Source organism: Paramagnetospirillum magnetotacticum MS-1, from assembly GCF_000829825.1.
Lineage (GTDB): Bacteria > Pseudomonadota > Alphaproteobacteria > Rhodospirillales > Magnetospirillaceae > Phaeospirillum > Phaeospirillum magnetotacticum.
The window spans coordinates 1,027,731-1,043,714 of sequence record NZ_JXSL01000030.1 but is presented as its reverse complement, the minus strand read 5'-3'; the positions used below and the strand labels follow the sequence as shown (position 1 = coordinate 1,043,714).

13 protein-coding genes are annotated in these 15,984 nt (G+C 67.6%); 11 read left to right on the top strand and 2 right to left on the bottom strand.

The window, feature by feature from the left end:
- Nucleotides 1–4 precede the first annotated feature (4 nt).
- Both mutL and CCC_RS17430 read left to right on the top strand, forming a co-directional pair.
- The gene (gene mutL / locus CCC_RS17435; protein ID WP_009869959.1) at nucleotides 5–1,807 is read left to right on the top strand and encodes a DNA mismatch repair endonuclease MutL; all 1,803 of its coding nucleotides are present in this window, start codon (nucleotides 5–7) and stop codon (nucleotides 1,805–1,807) included.
- A gap of 94 nt (nucleotides 1,808–1,901) precedes the next feature.
- Nucleotides 1,902–2,321 carry a hemerythrin domain-containing protein gene (locus tag CCC_RS17430; protein WP_009869958.1) on the top strand — a complete coding sequence of 140 codons (420 nt, stop codon included), beginning with the start codon at nucleotides 1,902–1,904 and terminating at the stop codon, nucleotides 2,319–2,321.
- 14 nt (nucleotides 2,322–2,335) lie between these two features.
- On the opposite strand, the gene greB is transcribed toward CCC_RS17430, so the two are convergent.
- Nucleotides 2,336–2,884 (bottom strand): transcription elongation factor GreB, encoded by a 549-nt coding sequence (gene greB, locus CCC_RS17425; protein WP_009869957.1) that lies wholly within the window; start codon nucleotides 2,882–2,884, stop codon nucleotides 2,336–2,338.
- Entirely contained in the window at nucleotides 2,881–3,924 is a 1,044-nt protein-coding gene (tsaD, locus tag CCC_RS17420; RefSeq protein WP_041042202.1) for a tRNA (adenosine(37)-N6)-threonylcarbamoyltransferase complex transferase subunit TsaD, read from the bottom strand. Before tsaD ends, greB begins: the two co-directional genes overlap by 4 nt.
- 51 nt (nucleotides 3,925–3,975) lie before the next feature.
- On the opposite strand from tsaD, the gene hemC reads away from it, so the two are divergent.
- The 9 genes from hemC (at nucleotide 3,976) to dnaK (ending at nucleotide 15,944) form a co-directional block, all read left to right on the top strand.
- Nucleotides 3,976–4,923, top strand: a complete 948-nt coding sequence (gene hemC / locus CCC_RS17415) for a hydroxymethylbilane synthase (RefSeq protein ID WP_009869955.1) — start codon at nucleotides 3,976–3,978, stop codon at nucleotides 4,921–4,923.
- A gap of 3 nt (nucleotides 4,924–4,926) precedes the next feature.
- Nucleotides 4,927–5,649 carry a uroporphyrinogen-III synthase gene (locus CCC_RS17410; RefSeq protein WP_009869954.1) on the top strand — a complete coding sequence of 241 codons (723 nt, stop codon included), beginning with the start codon at nucleotides 4,927–4,929 and terminating at the stop codon, nucleotides 5,647–5,649.
- A gap of 3 nt (nucleotides 5,650–5,652) precedes the next feature.
- A complete protein-coding gene (locus CCC_RS17405; protein WP_041042200.1) occupies nucleotides 5,653–6,651 on the top strand; it encodes a COG4223 family protein in 999 nt (332 codons plus the stop codon).
- Nucleotides 6,648–7,928 carry a heme biosynthesis protein HemY gene (locus CCC_RS17400; RefSeq protein ID WP_009869952.1) on the top strand — a complete coding sequence of 427 codons (1,281 nt, stop codon included), beginning with the start codon at nucleotides 6,648–6,650 and terminating at the stop codon, nucleotides 7,926–7,928. Before CCC_RS17405 ends, CCC_RS17400 begins: the two co-directional genes overlap by 4 nt.
- On the top strand, nucleotides 7,925–8,518 hold the full coding sequence (locus CCC_RS17395) for a c-type cytochrome (protein ID WP_009869951.1): 594 nt from the start codon (nucleotides 7,925–7,927) through the stop codon (nucleotides 8,516–8,518). The genes CCC_RS17400 and CCC_RS17395 overlap by 4 nt, the downstream gene beginning before the upstream one ends.
- Nucleotides 8,519–8,527: 9 nt before the next feature.
- Nucleotides 8,528–9,049, top strand: coding sequence for a bifunctional adenosylcobinamide kinase/adenosylcobinamide-phosphate guanylyltransferase (gene cobU, locus CCC_RS17390; RefSeq protein ID WP_009869950.1), 522 nt, complete (start codon nucleotides 8,528–8,530; stop codon nucleotides 9,047–9,049).
- Nucleotide 9,050: 1 nt separating this feature from the next.
- Nucleotides 9,051–10,058 carry a cobalamin biosynthesis protein CobW gene (gene cobW, locus CCC_RS17385; RefSeq protein WP_009869949.1) on the top strand — a complete coding sequence of 336 codons (1,008 nt, stop codon included), beginning with the start codon at nucleotides 9,051–9,053 and terminating at the stop codon, nucleotides 10,056–10,058.
- Nucleotides 10,058–13,756: a cobaltochelatase subunit CobN gene (cobN, locus tag CCC_RS17380; RefSeq protein ID WP_041042198.1), complete on the top strand. Its 3,699-nt coding sequence runs from the start codon at nucleotides 10,058–10,060 to the stop codon at nucleotides 13,754–13,756. Before cobW ends, cobN begins: the two co-directional genes overlap by 1 nt.
- Nucleotides 13,757–14,009: 253 nt before the next feature.
- Nucleotides 14,010–15,944, top strand: a complete 1,935-nt coding sequence (gene dnaK / locus CCC_RS17375; protein ID WP_009869947.1) for a molecular chaperone DnaK — start codon at nucleotides 14,010–14,012, stop codon at nucleotides 15,942–15,944.
- Nucleotides 15,945–15,984: the final 40 nt, after the last annotated feature.

The window sequence follows — 15,984 nt, the reverse complement described above, 5'->3', positions numbered from 1 at the left end:
ACGCATGTCCATCCGCCTCCTCCCCCCCACCCTGGTCAACCAGATCGCCGCTGGCGAGGTCGTGGAGCGTCCCGCTTCGGCGGTCAAGGAACTGGTGGAAAACGCCATTGATGCCGGGGCGACGCGCATCGACGTGGTGCTGGCCGAAGGCGGCCAATCGCTGATCGCGGTCAGCGATGACGGCTGCGGCATGGCGCCTGACGAGATGATGCTGGCGGTCGAGCGCCACGCCACCTCCAAGCTGCCCGATGACGATCTGGTCCGCATCAACTTCCTGGGCTTTCGCGGCGAGGCGCTGCCCTCCATCGGCTCGGTGGCGCGCCTGACGCTGACCAGCCGCCCCAGGGGCGCCGAATCCGCCTGGAGCCTAAGCGTCGAAGGCGGCGTCAAGGGGCGACCGGTCCCCGCCGCCCATCCCTTTGGGACCCGCATCGAGGTGCGCGACCTGTTCTACGCCACCCCGGCCCGCCTCAAATTCCTCAAGGCGGCCCGCACCGAACTTGCCCATGCCTGCGATGTGATCGAGCGTCTTGGCATGGCCCATCCCGGTATCGCCTTCTCCCTGTCCGACGGCGGACGCAAGGTGCTGGATCTGGCGGCCAAACGGGGCGAACCGGAAGCCGCCCGCCTGGCCCGCATCGCCCAGGTGGTGGGACGCGAATTCGAGCCCAATGCCCTGGCCCTGGACGCCCTTCGCGACGGGGTCAGGCTGACCGGCTGGGCCGGGTTGCCCACCTATAACCGCGCCACCTCGGCGGCCCAGTATCTCTACGTCAATGGCCGCCCGGTGAAGGATCGCCTGGTGATCGGCGCGGTGCGGGGCGCCTATCAGGACGTGCTGGCCCGCGACCGCCATCCGGTGGTGGCGCTGTTCCTTGATCTGGAGCCCGATCAGGTGGACGTCAACGTCCATCCCGCCAAGGCCGAAGTGCGTTTCCGCGATTCCGGGCTGGTGCGCGGGTTGATCGTCGGCGCCATCCGCCACGCCCTGGCCGGAGCCGGGCACCGCGCCAGTTCCACTCTGACCGGCGTAGCCTTGGGCGCGCTGGGCAGTCCGTCTCAGCCCCCCTCCTCCTTCTTCGGCCATCATCCGCCGCCGCGTCCGTCACTCCCGCTGGTCCGCGCCGCCATTGAGGCCCAATCCCCCTTCGGTCTGGCCGAGCAGAGCCTCAGCCTCGACCTGCCGCCTGCTGCTCCCGTAACCGAGACCGAAGAATTCACCACCGACTATCCCCTGGGCGCCGCCAAGGCCCAGCTGCACGACACCTATATCGTCGCCGAGACCAAAGACGGATTGGTGATCGTCGACCAGCACGCCGCTCACGAGCGTCTGGTCTTCGAGCGCCTGAAACTGGGCCTGGAGGACGGCAGGGTGGCACGCCAGGGCCTGCTGCTGCCCGAAGTTGTGGATTTGGGCGAGGCCGGGGCCGCCCGTGTCGCCGAACGGGCCCCGGATCTCGCCCGCCTGGGTCTGGTGGTCGAGCCCTTCGGCCCCGGCGCCGTGGTGGTGCGCGAGGTTCCCGCCCTGCTGGGCGAAGGCGATGTCCAGGGGCTGGTGCGCGATCTTGCCGACGAACTGGCCGAATGGGGGGCCAGTACGGCGCTGGAGGAACGCCTGCTGCATGTCTGCGCCACCATGGCCTGCCATGGCTCGGTGCGGGCGGGCCGCCGCTTGGGCATCCCCGAAATGAACGCCCTGCTGCGCCGCATGGAGGCCACGCCTCTGTCAGGCCAGTGCAATCACGGGCGGCCGACCCATATAAGCCTCAGCCTCGCCGATATCGAGAAGCTGTTCGGACGGCGCTGATACGCTGGACGGCCCCGGCTTGATCACCGTCAAGTACCATAGCTCGTTACTTGGTTATTCTTGTCTCAGATGAGAGATAGCAAGGAATATAGCCATGCGCAAGACTGAGCATTTCCGTAAACACCACGACGATCTGCGGCGCATCGTGTCCCGATTGGAGCCCATGCTGGACCCCAAAAGCGTTGCCGCCGATCCGGCCTCGGTGTCCCGGGTGGTCCTCGACCTGTTCGGCAAATTCTCCATCCATCTGGCCATCGAGGATGGAACGCTCTACCCCAAATGCGCCGCCCATGCCGACCCGGCCTTGCGGCGCACCGCCGCCGAATTTCAGTCGGAAATGGGCAGCCTTTCCCTGCGCTTCGATACCTACAAGAAGGCCTGGGCCGGGCCGCTGGCCATCGGTCGCGACCCCGGCGGCTTCGTGACGGCGACGCGGGAAATTCTCGGCCTGCTGAAAGCACGGGTGGAGCGCGAGGAAGGCCGTCTCTACGACCTGTTCGACAAGGCGGCGTGAGGGGGGCTCCCCCCTCATTCCCCGTAGCGGATGGCCACAACCTCGATCATTTCGGTCCCGGAAGGGGTGCGGACGGGCACGGTATCGCCCTCGGACGCCTTCAGCAGGGCGCGGGCCACGGGCGAGATCCAGCTGATCAGGCCACGCTCCAGATCGGCCTCGTCGATGCCGACGATGGTGACGGTGATCTCCTCGTCCCTGGCATTGGCATAGGTGACGGTGGCGCCGAAGAACACTTGATCGCGGTTCTTCTGCTGGTCGGGATCGACCACATGGGCCGATTCCATGCGCTTGGTGAGAAAGCGGATGCGGCGGTCGATCTCGCGCAGGCGCTTCTTGCCATAGAGGTAATCACCGTTTTCCGAGCGGTCGCCATTGCCCGCCGCCCAGGACACCACCTCGACCACTTTGGGCCGCTCCACCTTGTGCAGATGGGACAGTTCGGCCTTCAGCGCCGCGAAGCCCTGGGGCCGCATATAGTTCTTGGCGCCCGGCGGCAGGCCCTGGGGCAGGTCTTCCGCGTCCTCGTCGCCGTCGGATTCCTTGGTGAAGGCCTTGCTCACGCCTTGGCTCCCTTACGCGCATTGGGATCCAGGGGCCAGCGCGGACGCGGCGCGAAGGAAAGATCGTCGCATTGGCCCAGGCGCAGACGCTCGATCCCCGCCCAGGCGATCATGGCGGCATTGTCGGTGCACAGCTTCAGCGGCGGAGCAAGAAATTCAAGCCCCGTTTCGGCTCCGATCCGAACCAGGATCTGGCGCAGCGCCGTATTGGCGGCGACACCGCCCGCCACCACCAGATGGCGGGTAGCAGGCCAGCGGGTCTTCATCTCGCGCACGCCCCGGCGCACCCGGTCGGCCATGGAATCGGCCACCGCGTCCTGAAAGGCGCGGGCCACGTCGGCCTGATCTTGCGCCGAAAGCGGCTGGGGCAGGCTTTCGATCAGCAGGCGGGCGGCATTCTTCAGGCCTGAAAAGCTGAAATCACAGCCGGGCTTGCCCTTCAGGGGCCGGGGCAGGGTAAAGCGGGCCGGATCGCCACCGGCGGCCGCGGCTTCCACCGCCGGACCGCCGGGATAGCCGAGCGCGGCCATCTTGGCCAGCTTGTCAAAGGCCTCGCCCGCCGCGTCGTCGATGGTGGTGCCGAGACGGGTGTATTGACCCACCCCTTCCACCGCCAGCAACTGGCAATGCCCGCCCGAGGCCAGCAGCAGCAGATAGGGAAAGGCGATGTCGTGGGTGAGACGCGCCGTCAGCGCATGGCCTTCCAGATGGTTGATGGCCAGAAAGGGCTTGCCCGAGGCCAGCGCAATGGCCTTGCCGGTCATCACGCCCACCATGACGCCGCCGATCAGGCCGGGGCCGCCGGTGGCCGCCACCGCGTCGAGATCGGCAAAGCCCGCACCGGCCCGGCGCATGGCCTCGGCCACCAGCCGGTCCAGATGGGTGAGATGGGAGCGCGCGGCGATTTCCGGCACCACACCGCCAAAGGGGCGGTGCTCGTCCAGTTGCGACAAGACCACCTCGCCCAGGATCTCGCGATGGTCGTTGACCAATGCGGCGGCGGTTTCGTCACAGGAGCTTTCGATGCCCAAAACAAGCAAAATACAAATCCCTTTGCAGAGCGGCGTCCGACTTACTACAACAACCGGACCATGACCGCAAAACTTCCCATCCTTCGCATCGGCACCCGCGGCTCGCCCCTGGCCCTGGCCCAGACCCATGAGACCCGCGACCGCCTCGCCGCCGCCTGGGCCCCTTTGGGCCAAGAGGGCGCCATCGACATCGAGGTCATCAAGACCACCGGCGACCTGATCCAGGACCGCCCGCTGGCCGAGATCGGCGGCAAGGGCCTGTTCACCAAGGAACTGGACGAGGCCATGCTTTCGGGCCGCATCCATCTGGCCGTCCATTCCATGAAGGATGTGCCGACCCTGTTGCCCGACGGCATCGTCCTGCCCTGCATTCTGCCACGCGAGGATGTGCGCGACGCCTTCATCAGCCTCAAGGCGGCCTCGCTCGCCGATCTGCCCCAGGGCGCGGTGGTGGGAACCTCGTCCTTGCGCCGTGGTGCCCAGATCCTGCACCGGCGCCCCGATCTCAAGGTGGTGAATTTCCGCGGCAACGTCCAGACCCGGCTGCGAAAGCTGGACGAAGGCGTGGTGGACGCCACCATGCTGGCCATGGCCGGGCTGCGGCGTCTAGGGCTGGCGGGCCACGTCACCTCGGCGCTGTCCGAAGACGACATGCTGCCCGCCGTGGCCCAGGGCGCCATCGGCATCACCTGCCGCGCCGATGACGAGGCGGCCCATGCTTTTCTCGCGGCGCTCAACTGCCCGGATTCCTTCGTCCGCGTCGCGGCGGAACGGGCCTTTCTCACCCGCCTGGACGGTTCGTGCCGCACCCCCATCGCCGCCCTGGCCGTGTTGGACGGCGATCATTTGTCGTTCCGCGGCCTGATCGTCAGCCCCGACGGCACGGCCATCCATGCCACGTCGCGCAGCGGCAGCCGCTCCGACGCCGAAGCCATGGGCAAGGATGCCGCCGAGGAACTGATCAAGGTGGCCGGGCCGGGCTTCTTCGACCTCATCAAGCCGCACTGAGCCATGCGCGCCCTGGTCACCCGCCCCAAGGAGGATTCCGAAGGCGTGGCACGGGCCTTGGGCCAGCGCGGCCTTGACGTCATGATCGAGCCGCTGCTCGACATCGCAGCCGTCGAGGACGCCCAGGTGGAGACCGAGGGCGCCCAGGGCATCTTAGTGACCAGCGCCAACGGCATCCGCGCCCTGGCCCGTCTATGCCCCCGCCGGGATCTGGCGGTGTGGGCGGTGGGCGATTCCTCGGCGCGGGCGGCGCGCGAGATGGGCTTTTCCGCCGTGGAAAGCGCCGGGGGCGATGTGGACTCCCTGGCCGAACTGGTGGCGGCCCGCGTCAATCCCCAATCTGGTGCCCTGCTGCATGCCGCTGGAACGGTGGTTGCGGGCGATTTGTCGGGACGTCTCGAAGCCAAGGGATTCCAGGTGCGGCGTCAGGTCCTGTATCAGGCGGTAACCGCCACCCGCCTGTCCGACGGGCTCTGCCGGGCGCTCGTGGACGGCACCATCCATCTGGCCCTGTTTTTCTCTCCCCGCACCGCCAAAACCTTTGCTACCTTGGCGGTCGAAGCGGGAGTGCAGGACCAACTTCGCACCATCGCCGCCTATGGTCTGTCGGCCAATGTTTCGGCCGAACTGGCGCGGGTGCCCTGGCGGGTGCTGCGCCAGGCCTTTGAACCGACCCAGGCCGCCTTGCTGGCCGCCATCGACGACGATCTCAACCGGGGATTTTAGCCCATGACGTCAGAGCCCGCGCCCATGCCCGCCCCCGCCCCGGAGGCGCCGACCCAGGGAGCGCCCAGCCGATCATCGGGCCGCCTGATGCTCATCCTCGCCCTGCTGGCGCTGGGCGGCGGGGCCTATGGCAGCTTTCCCCTGTGGCGCGCCCAGATCGGAATGCCCGTGGCGTCCGAAGGCTTCGAGGTGGAGAATTTGCGGGCCGAACTGTCGGCGGCCACCAATCGCATCGCCCAGTTGGAGGCCAAGGGACCGACCAGCAATCCCGACGCCGCCCGCCTGGAACGGTTGGAGGAGACGGTAAAAGCCGCCCCGGCCCATGCAAGCGCCCCCATGGCCGAGATCGAATCGCTGGCAAAACAGATTGCCGAGCTCAAGCGCAGCTCGGCCGAGGCCAGCGCCGTCCTGCGCCTTTCCGAGCGTCTGGAGCAATTGGACCAGAATGTGCGCGAGCTTCAGTCCAAGCGCTCCTCGGCCGCCGCCCTCCTTCTGGCCGTCGGACAGTTGCGCGAAGCCGCCGCCGCCGGGCGGAGCTTCGAGTCCGAATGGCGCGCCGCCCGCGTCCTGGCGGGCGAGGACAGCGAAAGCCTCGCCCTGCTCGACGGGCTGAAGCCCTTTGCGGGCACGGGCATCGCCAGCCGCGCCACCCTGGCGCAACGCTTCGAGACCCTGGCCCCCGCCCTGATCCGCGCCGAAATCCTGCCCGAAGGCGACGGCTGGTGGCGTCGTACCCTGGACCGGCTGCTGTCTCTGGTCACCATCCGCCGCGAGGACGGCGCGGCCCTGGGCCAGAACGCCGCCGCCATCATCGGCCGCGCCCAGGCGGCCATCAGCCGCGACGATCCGGCCGGTGCCCTGGCCGAGCTGGAAGGCTTGAGCGCAGGCCCGGCCCAGGCCGCTCAAAGCTGGATCACCGAGGCGCGGGCGCGCCAGAGTGCCGACAAGGCCCTGTCGCAATTGACCGCCCAGGCTTTGGCCCTGGCCGGAGCCAAGCCATGAGGCGCTTCCTCGCCTTCCTGGTCCTCACCGGGCTGGCGGTGGCCGGTGCCGTCTGGCTGGCCGACCGGCCGGGCGAGGTCACCATCCGCTGGCAGGGCTGGCGCGCCGACACCTCCGTTCCGGTGCTGCTGGCCGTTCTCGCCCTGCTGCTGCTGGCGCTCTCGGTCCTGATTCGCCTGATCCGGCTGGTGTTCGGCGCGCCCAAGCGCTGGCTGGCGGCACTGCGGTTGAGCCGTCAGCGCAAGGGCTATGCGGCGCTGTCCGATGGACTGGCCGCGGCCGCGTCGGGCGATGCGGCCCGCGCCGCCAAGCTCGCGCGCAAGGCCGACAAGTTGCTGCACGACCCAGCCATCACCGGATTACTGAGTTCCCAGGCCGCCCGTCTCAGCGGCGATGACCATCAACTGGCCGAGCGTTTCCGCGCCATGACCGAACGCAAGGAAACCGCCTTCCTGGGCCATCAGGGGCTGGCCGAACTGGCCGTGAAGGCCGGGGACCGGACCACCGCCCGCGCCGAGGCCGCCAAGGCCTTCGATATTTCGCCCACCGCCCCGGATCTGTCCGTCCTGCTGCTGGACCTGCATATGGAAGCGGGAGCCTGGGCCGAGGCCGAGCAGGTCGCCCGTCTGGCGCGCCGCCACGGCAGCCTGTCCGAGGCGGATTTCACCCGCCGCCGCGCCCTGATCCTGCTGGGCCGGGCCGAGGACTCCATGGCGGCCGGTGACGAGGCCCAGGCCCTGGACTGGGCCCAGGATTCCCGCGATGCCGACCCGCAGTTTACCCCCGCCGTGGCGCTCGCCGCCGATCTTCTGCGCCGACGCGGCAAGGGGCGCAAGGCGGCCTCCTTGCTCAAATCCGCTTTCAAGACCCATGCCCATCCATTGCTGATCGCCAAATGGCTGACGCTGGGCGAGGGCGAGAGCGCGCTGGACCGGGTCAAGCGCCTTCAGGACCTGTCCCAGGCCAATCCCGCCTCGCCCGAGGGCCATGTGGCCCTGGCCGAAGCCGCCCTGGCCGCCCAGTTATGGGGACTGGCCCGCAGCCATCTGGAAAAGGCCCTGACCCAGCGGCCCACCCGCACAGTGTTCCAGCTTCTGGCCCAGGTCGAGCGCGACGAGCGCAAGGACGAGACCGCCGCCCATGGCTGGCTGATGAAGGCCGGAACCGATTCGGTACCGGAACCAGCCTGGGTCTGCGGCGGCTGCGGCCACCACAGCCCGGACTTTGCCCTGTGCTGCCCCGCCTGCGGCGCAGCGGGGCGTCTGGAGTGGACATGACCAGACTGGGCGTCGCCCTGGCCATTCTGGCTGGCTTTTCCGCCGCCCAGGCCCTGGCCGATGACGGCAAGGCGCTGTTCGCCGCCAAGGGCTGCACCGCCTGCCATGGCGAAAGCGGCGCCAAGCCCATTGCCGGTTCTCCCGTTCTTGCCAGCCAGAACGCCGACTATCTGGCCCGCCAGATGACCGAGATCGCCGATGGCACCCGCGCCTCCGGCCCGGTCAAGGTGATGAAACCGGTCATCGCCAAGACCAGCCCCGAGGAGCGCAAGGCCCTGGCCCAATGGCTGGCCGGGCAAAAGCCCGCCGATCCCCAGACCGGCGACAAGGCCAAGGCGGAAAAAGGCGCTGATCTGTTCGAGGAAAACGGCTGTATCGGCTGCCACGGCGCCGATGGCCTGAAGCCCTTGGCCGACTATCCCTTCCTGGCCGCCCAACGCCGGGATTACCTGATGGTCCAGATCAAGGCCATCCGCGACGAAATCCGCTCGACCCGGCGTGCCCGGTTGATGGTCGCCAATGTGCGCAAGCTCTCCGATGCCCAGATCGAGCAGGTCGCCGAGTTTCTTTCGCAAACAAAACGGAAATAGGCCGCAGGGATGAACGCACTTCCCCCCTCCACACTGGTCCTGGGCGGTGCCCGCTCGGGCAAATCCGCCTATGCCGAATCCCTGTTCGGCGAGGCTCCGGCCCTCTATCTCGCCACCGGCCAGGCGCTCGACGGTGAAATGGCCGAGCGCATCGACCATCACCGCCGCAGGCGGGGAGCGGGCTGGAGCACGCTGGAAGAGCCTCTGGATCTGGCCGACGCCCTGGACAACGTCATGCGCCCCGACCGGCCAGTCCTGGTGGATTGCCTGACCATGTGGCTGTCCAACCTGATGCATGCGGGCCGCGACATCGACCGCTGCCTCGACCGGCTGTGCGAGGTTCTGTCCGCCCCCAACGGGCCGGTTGTGCTGGTCTCCAACGAGGTGGGCATGGGGCTGGTGCCGGAAACCAGCCTGGGCCGCGCTTTTCGCGACCATCAGGGCCGGGTCAACCAACGGGTCGCCGCCCAATGCCGCCGGGTGGTGTTCGTCGCCGCCGGTCTTCCCCTGATTCTCAAGGACGTTTCCTGATATGCGCAAGATTCCCGTCACCGTCATCACCGGCTTTCTGGGCGCGGGCAAGACCACCCTGGTCCGCCATCTCCTGGCCCATAACCAGGGACGGCGCATCGCGCTGATCGTCAACGAATTCGGCGATATCGGGGTGGACGGCCAATTGCTGGCCGCCTGCGGCGTGGCGGGATGTACCGAAGACGACATCATCGAACTGGCCAATGGCTGCCTGTGCTGCACCGTGGCCGACGAGTTCCTGCCCACCATGCAGGCCTTGCTGGACCGGCCCAACCCTCCCGACCATATCGTCATCGAGACCTCGGGTCTGGCCCTGCCCAAACCCCTGGTCAAGGCCTTCCACTGGCCGGAAATCCGCTCGCGCGTCACCGTGGACGGCGTGGTGGCGGTGGTGGATGCCCCGGCTGCCGCGGCGGGCCGCTTCGCCTCCACGCCGGAGGAAATGGCCCGGCCCGACCACGACAATCCCTTGGAGGAAGTGTTCGAGGACCAGTTGGCCTGCGCCGATCTGATCCTTTTGAACAAATCTGACCTGCTGGAGACGGGCGCGCTTGAGGCCCTGCGGGCCGGTATCGCGGCGCGCCTGCGCCCCGGCGTCAAGACCTTGGCCACCCATATGTCGGCGGTGGACCCGCTGGTGGTCCTCGGCCTTTCGGCCGCCGCCGAGGAAGACCTGGCGGCGCGCCCCTCCCACCACGATGCCGAGGACGGCCACGACCACGACGATTTCGAAAGCTTCGCATTGCATCTGCCCATGGTCGACGACCCGGCCATGGTGGAGTCCCGCGCCGTGGCCGCCATCGCCGCCCACGACATTTTACGCCTCAAAGGCTTCCTGGCGGTGACGGGAAAGCCCGCCCGCCATGTGATCCAGGCGGTCGGTACGAGGGTGGAACGATATTTCGACCGCCCCTGGAAGGCCGATGAGGAGCGTGTCGGCACCCTGGTGGTGATCGGCCGCACCGGCCTCGACCGCGCGGCGATCGAGGCTGCGATCAAGGGCCTCTGATGCACCTTCTCGCCGCCCAGCCCGGCACCATTTCCGACGGCACCGAGGCCGTGGATCTTTGCCAGAGCCCCGCCGATCTGGTGGTGCTGTCGGCGGCCGATACGGAACTGGCCGCCCTGGCCGCCGCCTATGGCACTTGGGGAGATGCGCCGGTCGGCCTGCGTCTGGCCAATCTCACCCGTCTGGCCCATCACATGTCGGTGGACCTCTATGTGGAGCAGGTCATCGCCCATGCCCGGCTGGTGGTGGTGCGGCTGCTGGGCGGACGCTCCTACTGGCCCTATGGCATCGAGCAGATCGTGGATGCCTGCCGCCGCTTTGGCATTGCCCTGGCCCTGCTGCCCGGCGCCGATCAGCCCGATCCCGATCTGATGGCCGATTCCACCGTGGAGCCCCAATCGGTCGAACGGCTGTGGGCCTATCTGCTGCATGGTGGGCCGGAGAATTGCCGCTCCTTCCTGGCCCATGCCGCCAATCTTCTTGGTCATGGCACCGAATGGCTGGAACCCCGGCCGCTGCCCCAGGCAGGCCTCTACGGCGAGGCCGATGCCGGGGACGGACGGCCTCAAGCCCTGGTGGTGTTCTACCGCGCCCTGGTCCTGGCTGGCGACACCGCCCCGGTGGATGCCCTGATAGCTGGGCTGCGCGGGCAAGGGCTGGCGGCTTCGGCCCTGTTCGTCCACAGCCTGAAGGACCCGGTCAGCGCGGCGCTCACCCGCACCCTGCTGACCGAGACGCCGCCCGACGTGATCGTCAACGCCACCGGTTTCGCAGTCTCTTCGCCGGGAAAGGCCGAGACCGGCCCCTTCGACGCCGCCGATTGCCCGGTGCTGCAGGTGATCCTGGCCTCGGGCACCGAGGAGGCCTGGAAAGCGGGCACCCAAGGTCTGGGCCCGCGCGATATCGCCATGAATGTGGCCCTGCCCGAGGTGGACGGGCGCATCATCACCCGCGCCATTTCCTTCAAGCAGGCAAGGCGCGACGCGGCCACCCAATGCGATCTGGCCATACACGCCCCCGTGGCGGACCGTATCCAGTTCGTCACAAGGCTTGCCGCCAACTGGGCGAAACTGCGCCGCAAGGCGCCGGAACAGCGGCGCATCGCCCTGGTCCTGGCCAATTACCCCAACCGCGACGGCCGCATCGGCAACGGCGTCGGCCTGGACACCCCTGCCGCGACCATTCAAGTGCTACGGGCTCTTGACGCGGCGGGCTATGGGGTCGGCGATATCCCCGAAAGCGGCAACGCGCTGATCGAGTTAATTCAGGCGGGCGCTACCAATGACTGGCGGGCGCTGGCCCATCGGGAAAGGCGTGAAACCCTGGCCCTGCCCGATTACCTCGCCTGGTTCCAGTCCCAGCCCCGCGCCCTGCAAGACAAGGTGACGGCCCGCTGGGGCGCGCCCGAGGCAGATCCCTTTTTCGCCAAGGGCGAACTGACCTGCGGCGATTTCATCCTGCCCGCCACCCGTTTCGGTTTCGTTACGGTGGCTGTGCAGCCTGCGCGCGGCTATAATATCGACCCGGCCAGCAGCTATCACGACCCCGATCTGGTGCCGCCCCATAATTACCTCGCCTTCTATGCCTGGATGCAGGACGGCTTTCGGGCTGACGCCGTTGTCCATATGGGCAAGCACGGCAATCTGGAATGGCTGCCGGGCAAGGCCCTGGCGCTCTCGGCGGAGTGCTTTTCCGAAGCGGCGCTCGGGCCGCTACCCCATCTTTATCCCTTCATCGTCAATGATCCGGGCGAGGGAACGCAGGCCAAGCGCCGCGCAAGCGCCGTGATCATCGACCACCTGACCCCGCCGCTGACCCGGGCCGAAAGCTATGGCCCCCTGCGAGAGCTGGAGCGTCTGGTGGACGAATATTACGAAGCGGCGGGCGTCGATCCCCGCCGCCTTGGCCTGCTGCGGCGCGAGATCCTGACCCTGTCGGCGGCGGCCGGGCTGGACGAGGATCTGGGCATCAGTCGCGACGACGCGCCGGACGAGGCCCTGAAAAAGCTGGACAACCATCTGTGCGAGCTGAAGGAGTTGCAGATCCGCGACGGGCTGCACATTTTCGGCCTCTCGCCCATGGGCGACCAGCTGACCGATCTGCTGGTGGCCCTGGCCCGCGTGCCCAGGGGAAGTGCCCCGGAAGGCGCCTCCCTGCCGCGCGCCCTGGCCGGTGATCTGGGCCTCGATTTCGATCCCTTGGACTGCGTGCCGGGCGATGATTGGACCGGCCCCCGCCCGCAAGCCTTGGGCGGCGACGCCCCGTGGCGCAGCCATGGCGACGCGGTCGAGCGCCTCGAAGTCCTGTCGCGCGCCCTGATCGCCGGGGAACGCCAGCCCGAGCCCGGCTGGGCCAAGACGATTCCGGTGCTGCAATGGATCGAAACCCATCTGCGGCCCACGGTCGAGGCCTGTGGCGGGGCCGAGATCCAAGGACTGCTCAAGGGCCTTGCCGGGCACTTCGTTGCCCCCGGTCCTTCGGGCGCGCCCACGCGGGGTCGTCCCGACGTGCTGCCCACCGGGCGCAATTTCTATTCCGTCGATACCAGAGCGGTGCCGACGCCCGCGGCCTGGAGCCTGGGCTGGAAATCGGCGCAATTGCTGCTGGAACGCCATCTGCAGGAGCATGGCGACTGGCCCAAGGCCCTGGCGCTGACCGCCTGGGGCACCTCCAATATGCGGACGGGGGGCGACGACATCGCCCAAGGCCTGGCCCTGATGGGGGTGAAGCCCCGCTGGGATGTGGGCTCCAACCGGGTGTCAGGGTTCGAGATCCTGCCCGCCACGGTGTTGGACCGCCCCCGAATCGATGTGACGCTCAGGGTCTCGGGTTTCTTCCGCGACGCCTTCCCCGGCCTGATCGATCTGTTCGATTCGGCGTCGCGCGCCGTGGCCGCCCTGGACGAGCCCGCCGAGATCAATCCCCTGGCTGAACGCGTCCGGGCCGAACGCACCCGGCTGGAAGGCGAGGGCGCTTCGCCGGAACAGGCGGCGCGTCAGGCGGGGTTTAGGGTCTTCGGCTCCATGCCGGGAGCCTATGGCGCCGGGCTCCAGGCCCTGATCGACGAGAAGGGCTGGGCGACGCGGGCCGATCTGGCCGAATCCTACATGGCCTGGGGCGGCTGGGCCTATGGCGCGGGCGCCGAGGGCGAGGCCGGACACGGCCTGTTCCGCCAGCGCCTGTCCAAGGTGGAAGCCGTGGTCCAGAACCAGGACAACCGCGAGCACGACCTGCTGGATTCCGACGATTACTACCAGTTCGAAGGCGGTCTTGCGGCGGCGGTGGAAACCGCCTCGGGCCGTGCACCCACCGTCTGGCACGCCGATCATTCCCGACCCGAAACGCCCCGCATCCGCACTCTGGATGACGAGATCGCCCGCATCGTCCGTGCCCGGGTGGTCAATCCCAAATGGATCAAGGGCGTCATGCGCCACGGCTATAAGGGCGCCTTCGAGATGGCGGCCAGCGTGGATTACCTGTTCGCCTTCGCCGCCACTACCAAGGCGGTCAAGGACCATCACTTCGATCTGGTGGCCGAGGCCTATCTGGGCGACGAGGAGGTGCTGGACTTCCTCGAGGCCAACAACCCCGCCGCCCTGGCTGATATCCGCACCCGGCTCAACGAGGCCATCGAACGCGGCCTGTGGCAGCCGCGCCGCAACTCCACCCACCGTCTCCTGGAGGCCGACCCGAAATGATGAGCCGACGCGCCCTTATCCTGGCGCTTCTCGCCTTTGTGGGAACCGTCGGAAGCTATCTGCTGTCGCGGGGTCTTCTCTTACACTGAGATTCCCACGTTGCACGCTTCCCATACCGCCCTATATAACGCCGATGGGACGGATTTGGGTCGTTCCCTAACATTTGATGGATGCAACCCGAATGGGGATCCCTTGGGCCGGCTGCTGAAGCTTCAGGGCCGCCGGGATCTGCCGAACAGGAAAGAGGACAGTCATGAGCAAGGTTATCGGCATCGACCTGGGCACCACGAATTCGTGCGTCGCCGTGATGGAAGGCAAGAACGCCAAGGTCATCGAAAACGCCGAAGGCATGCGGACCACGCCCTCCATGACGGCGTTCACCGAATCGGGCGAGCGTCTGGTCGGCCAGCCGGCCAAGCGCCAGGCGGTGACCAATCCCACCAGCACCCTGTTCGCCATCAAGCGCCTGATCGGGCGCCGCTTCGACGACCCGATCACCAAGAAGGACATGAACCTCGTCCCCTACCACATCGTGGCGGGCGACAACGGCGACGCCTGGGTCGAGGCCCGCGACGCCAAGTACAGCCCCAGCCAAGTCTCGGCCTTCATCCTGCAGAAGATGAAGGAAACCGCCGAAGGCTATCTGGGCGAGAAGGTCACCCAGGCGGTGATCACCGTCCCGGCCTATTTCAACGACGCCCAGCGTCAGGCCACCAAGGACGCGGGCCGCATCGCCGGTCTGGAGGTGCTGCGCATCATCAACGAGCCCACCGCGGCCGCCCTGGCCTATGGCCTGGAGAAGAAGAGCGCAGGCACCATCGCCGTCTATGACCTGGGCGGCGGCACCTTCGACGTCTCGGTGCTGGAAATCGGCGACGGCGTGTTCGAGGTGAAGTCCACCAACGGCGACACCTTCCTGGGCGGCGAAGACTTTGACGCCCGCATCATGGATTACCTGGCCGACGAGTTCAAAAAGGAGCAGGGCATCGACCTGCGCAAGGACCGTCTGGCCCTGCAGCGCCTGAAGGAAGCCGCCGAGAAGGCCAAGATCGAGCTGTCGTCCTCCATGCAGACCGAGGTGAACCTGCCGTTCATCACCGCCGACGCCTCGGGGCCCAAGCACCTCAACATCAAGCTGACCCGCTCCAAGCTGGAAGCCCTGGTCGAGGATCTGGTCGCCCGCACCGTCGAGCCCTGCAAGGCGGCCTTGAAGGACGCCGGCGTCAAGGCCAGCGAAATCGACGAAGTCATTCTGGTGGGCGGCATGACCCGCATGCCCAAGATCCAGGAAGTGGTGAAGGAATTCTTCGGCCGCGAGCCCCATAAGGGCGTCAACCCCGATGAAGTGGTCGCCATCGGCGCCGCCATCCAGGGCGGCGTGCTGAAGGGCGAGGTCAAGGACGTCCTGCTGCTCGACGTCACCCCGCTCTCGCTCGGCATCGAGACCCTGGGCGGCGTCTTCACCCGCCTGATCGACCGCAACACCACCATCCCCACCCGCAAGTCCCAGGTGTTCTCCACCGCCGAGGATAACCAGACCGCCGTCACCATCCGCGTCTTCCAGGGCGAGCGCGAAATGGCCGCCGACAACAAGGTGCTGGGCCAGTTCGATCTGGTGGGCATTCCCCCGGCGCCGCGCGGCGTGCCCCAGGTGGAAGTGACCTTCGACATCGACGCCAACGGCCTGGTCAATGTCAGCGCCAAGGACAAGGCCACCGGCAAGGAGCAGCAGATCCGCATCCAGGCCTCGGGCGGCCTGTCCGATACCGACATCGAGAAGATGGTCAAGGAAGCCGAGATCCACGCCGCCGAGGACAAGAAGCGCAAGGAGCTGATCGAGGCGCGCAACCACGCCGACGGCCTGATCCACACCACGGAAAAGAGCCTCAAGGAATTCGGCGACAAGGCCGGGGCCGAGCTCACCGGCGCCATCGAAAAGGAAATCACGGCCCTCAAGGCCGTCATGGAAAAGGACGATGTCGAGGCCATCAAGGCCAAGACCGAAGACCTGATGCAGGCCTCCATGAAGCTGGGCGAGGCCATGTACAAGGCCCAGGAAGCCGCTGGCGGCTCCGAAGCCGAGGCTGCGGCCGGTGGCGGTGCCCATGGCGGAGCCTCGGGCGGCCATGACGACAAGGTGGTCGACGCCGACTTCGAGGAAGTCGACGGCGACAAGAAGGGCAAGTAACAGCCCCTGTTTGTTGATCCAGGGACCGGCGGCGATCACT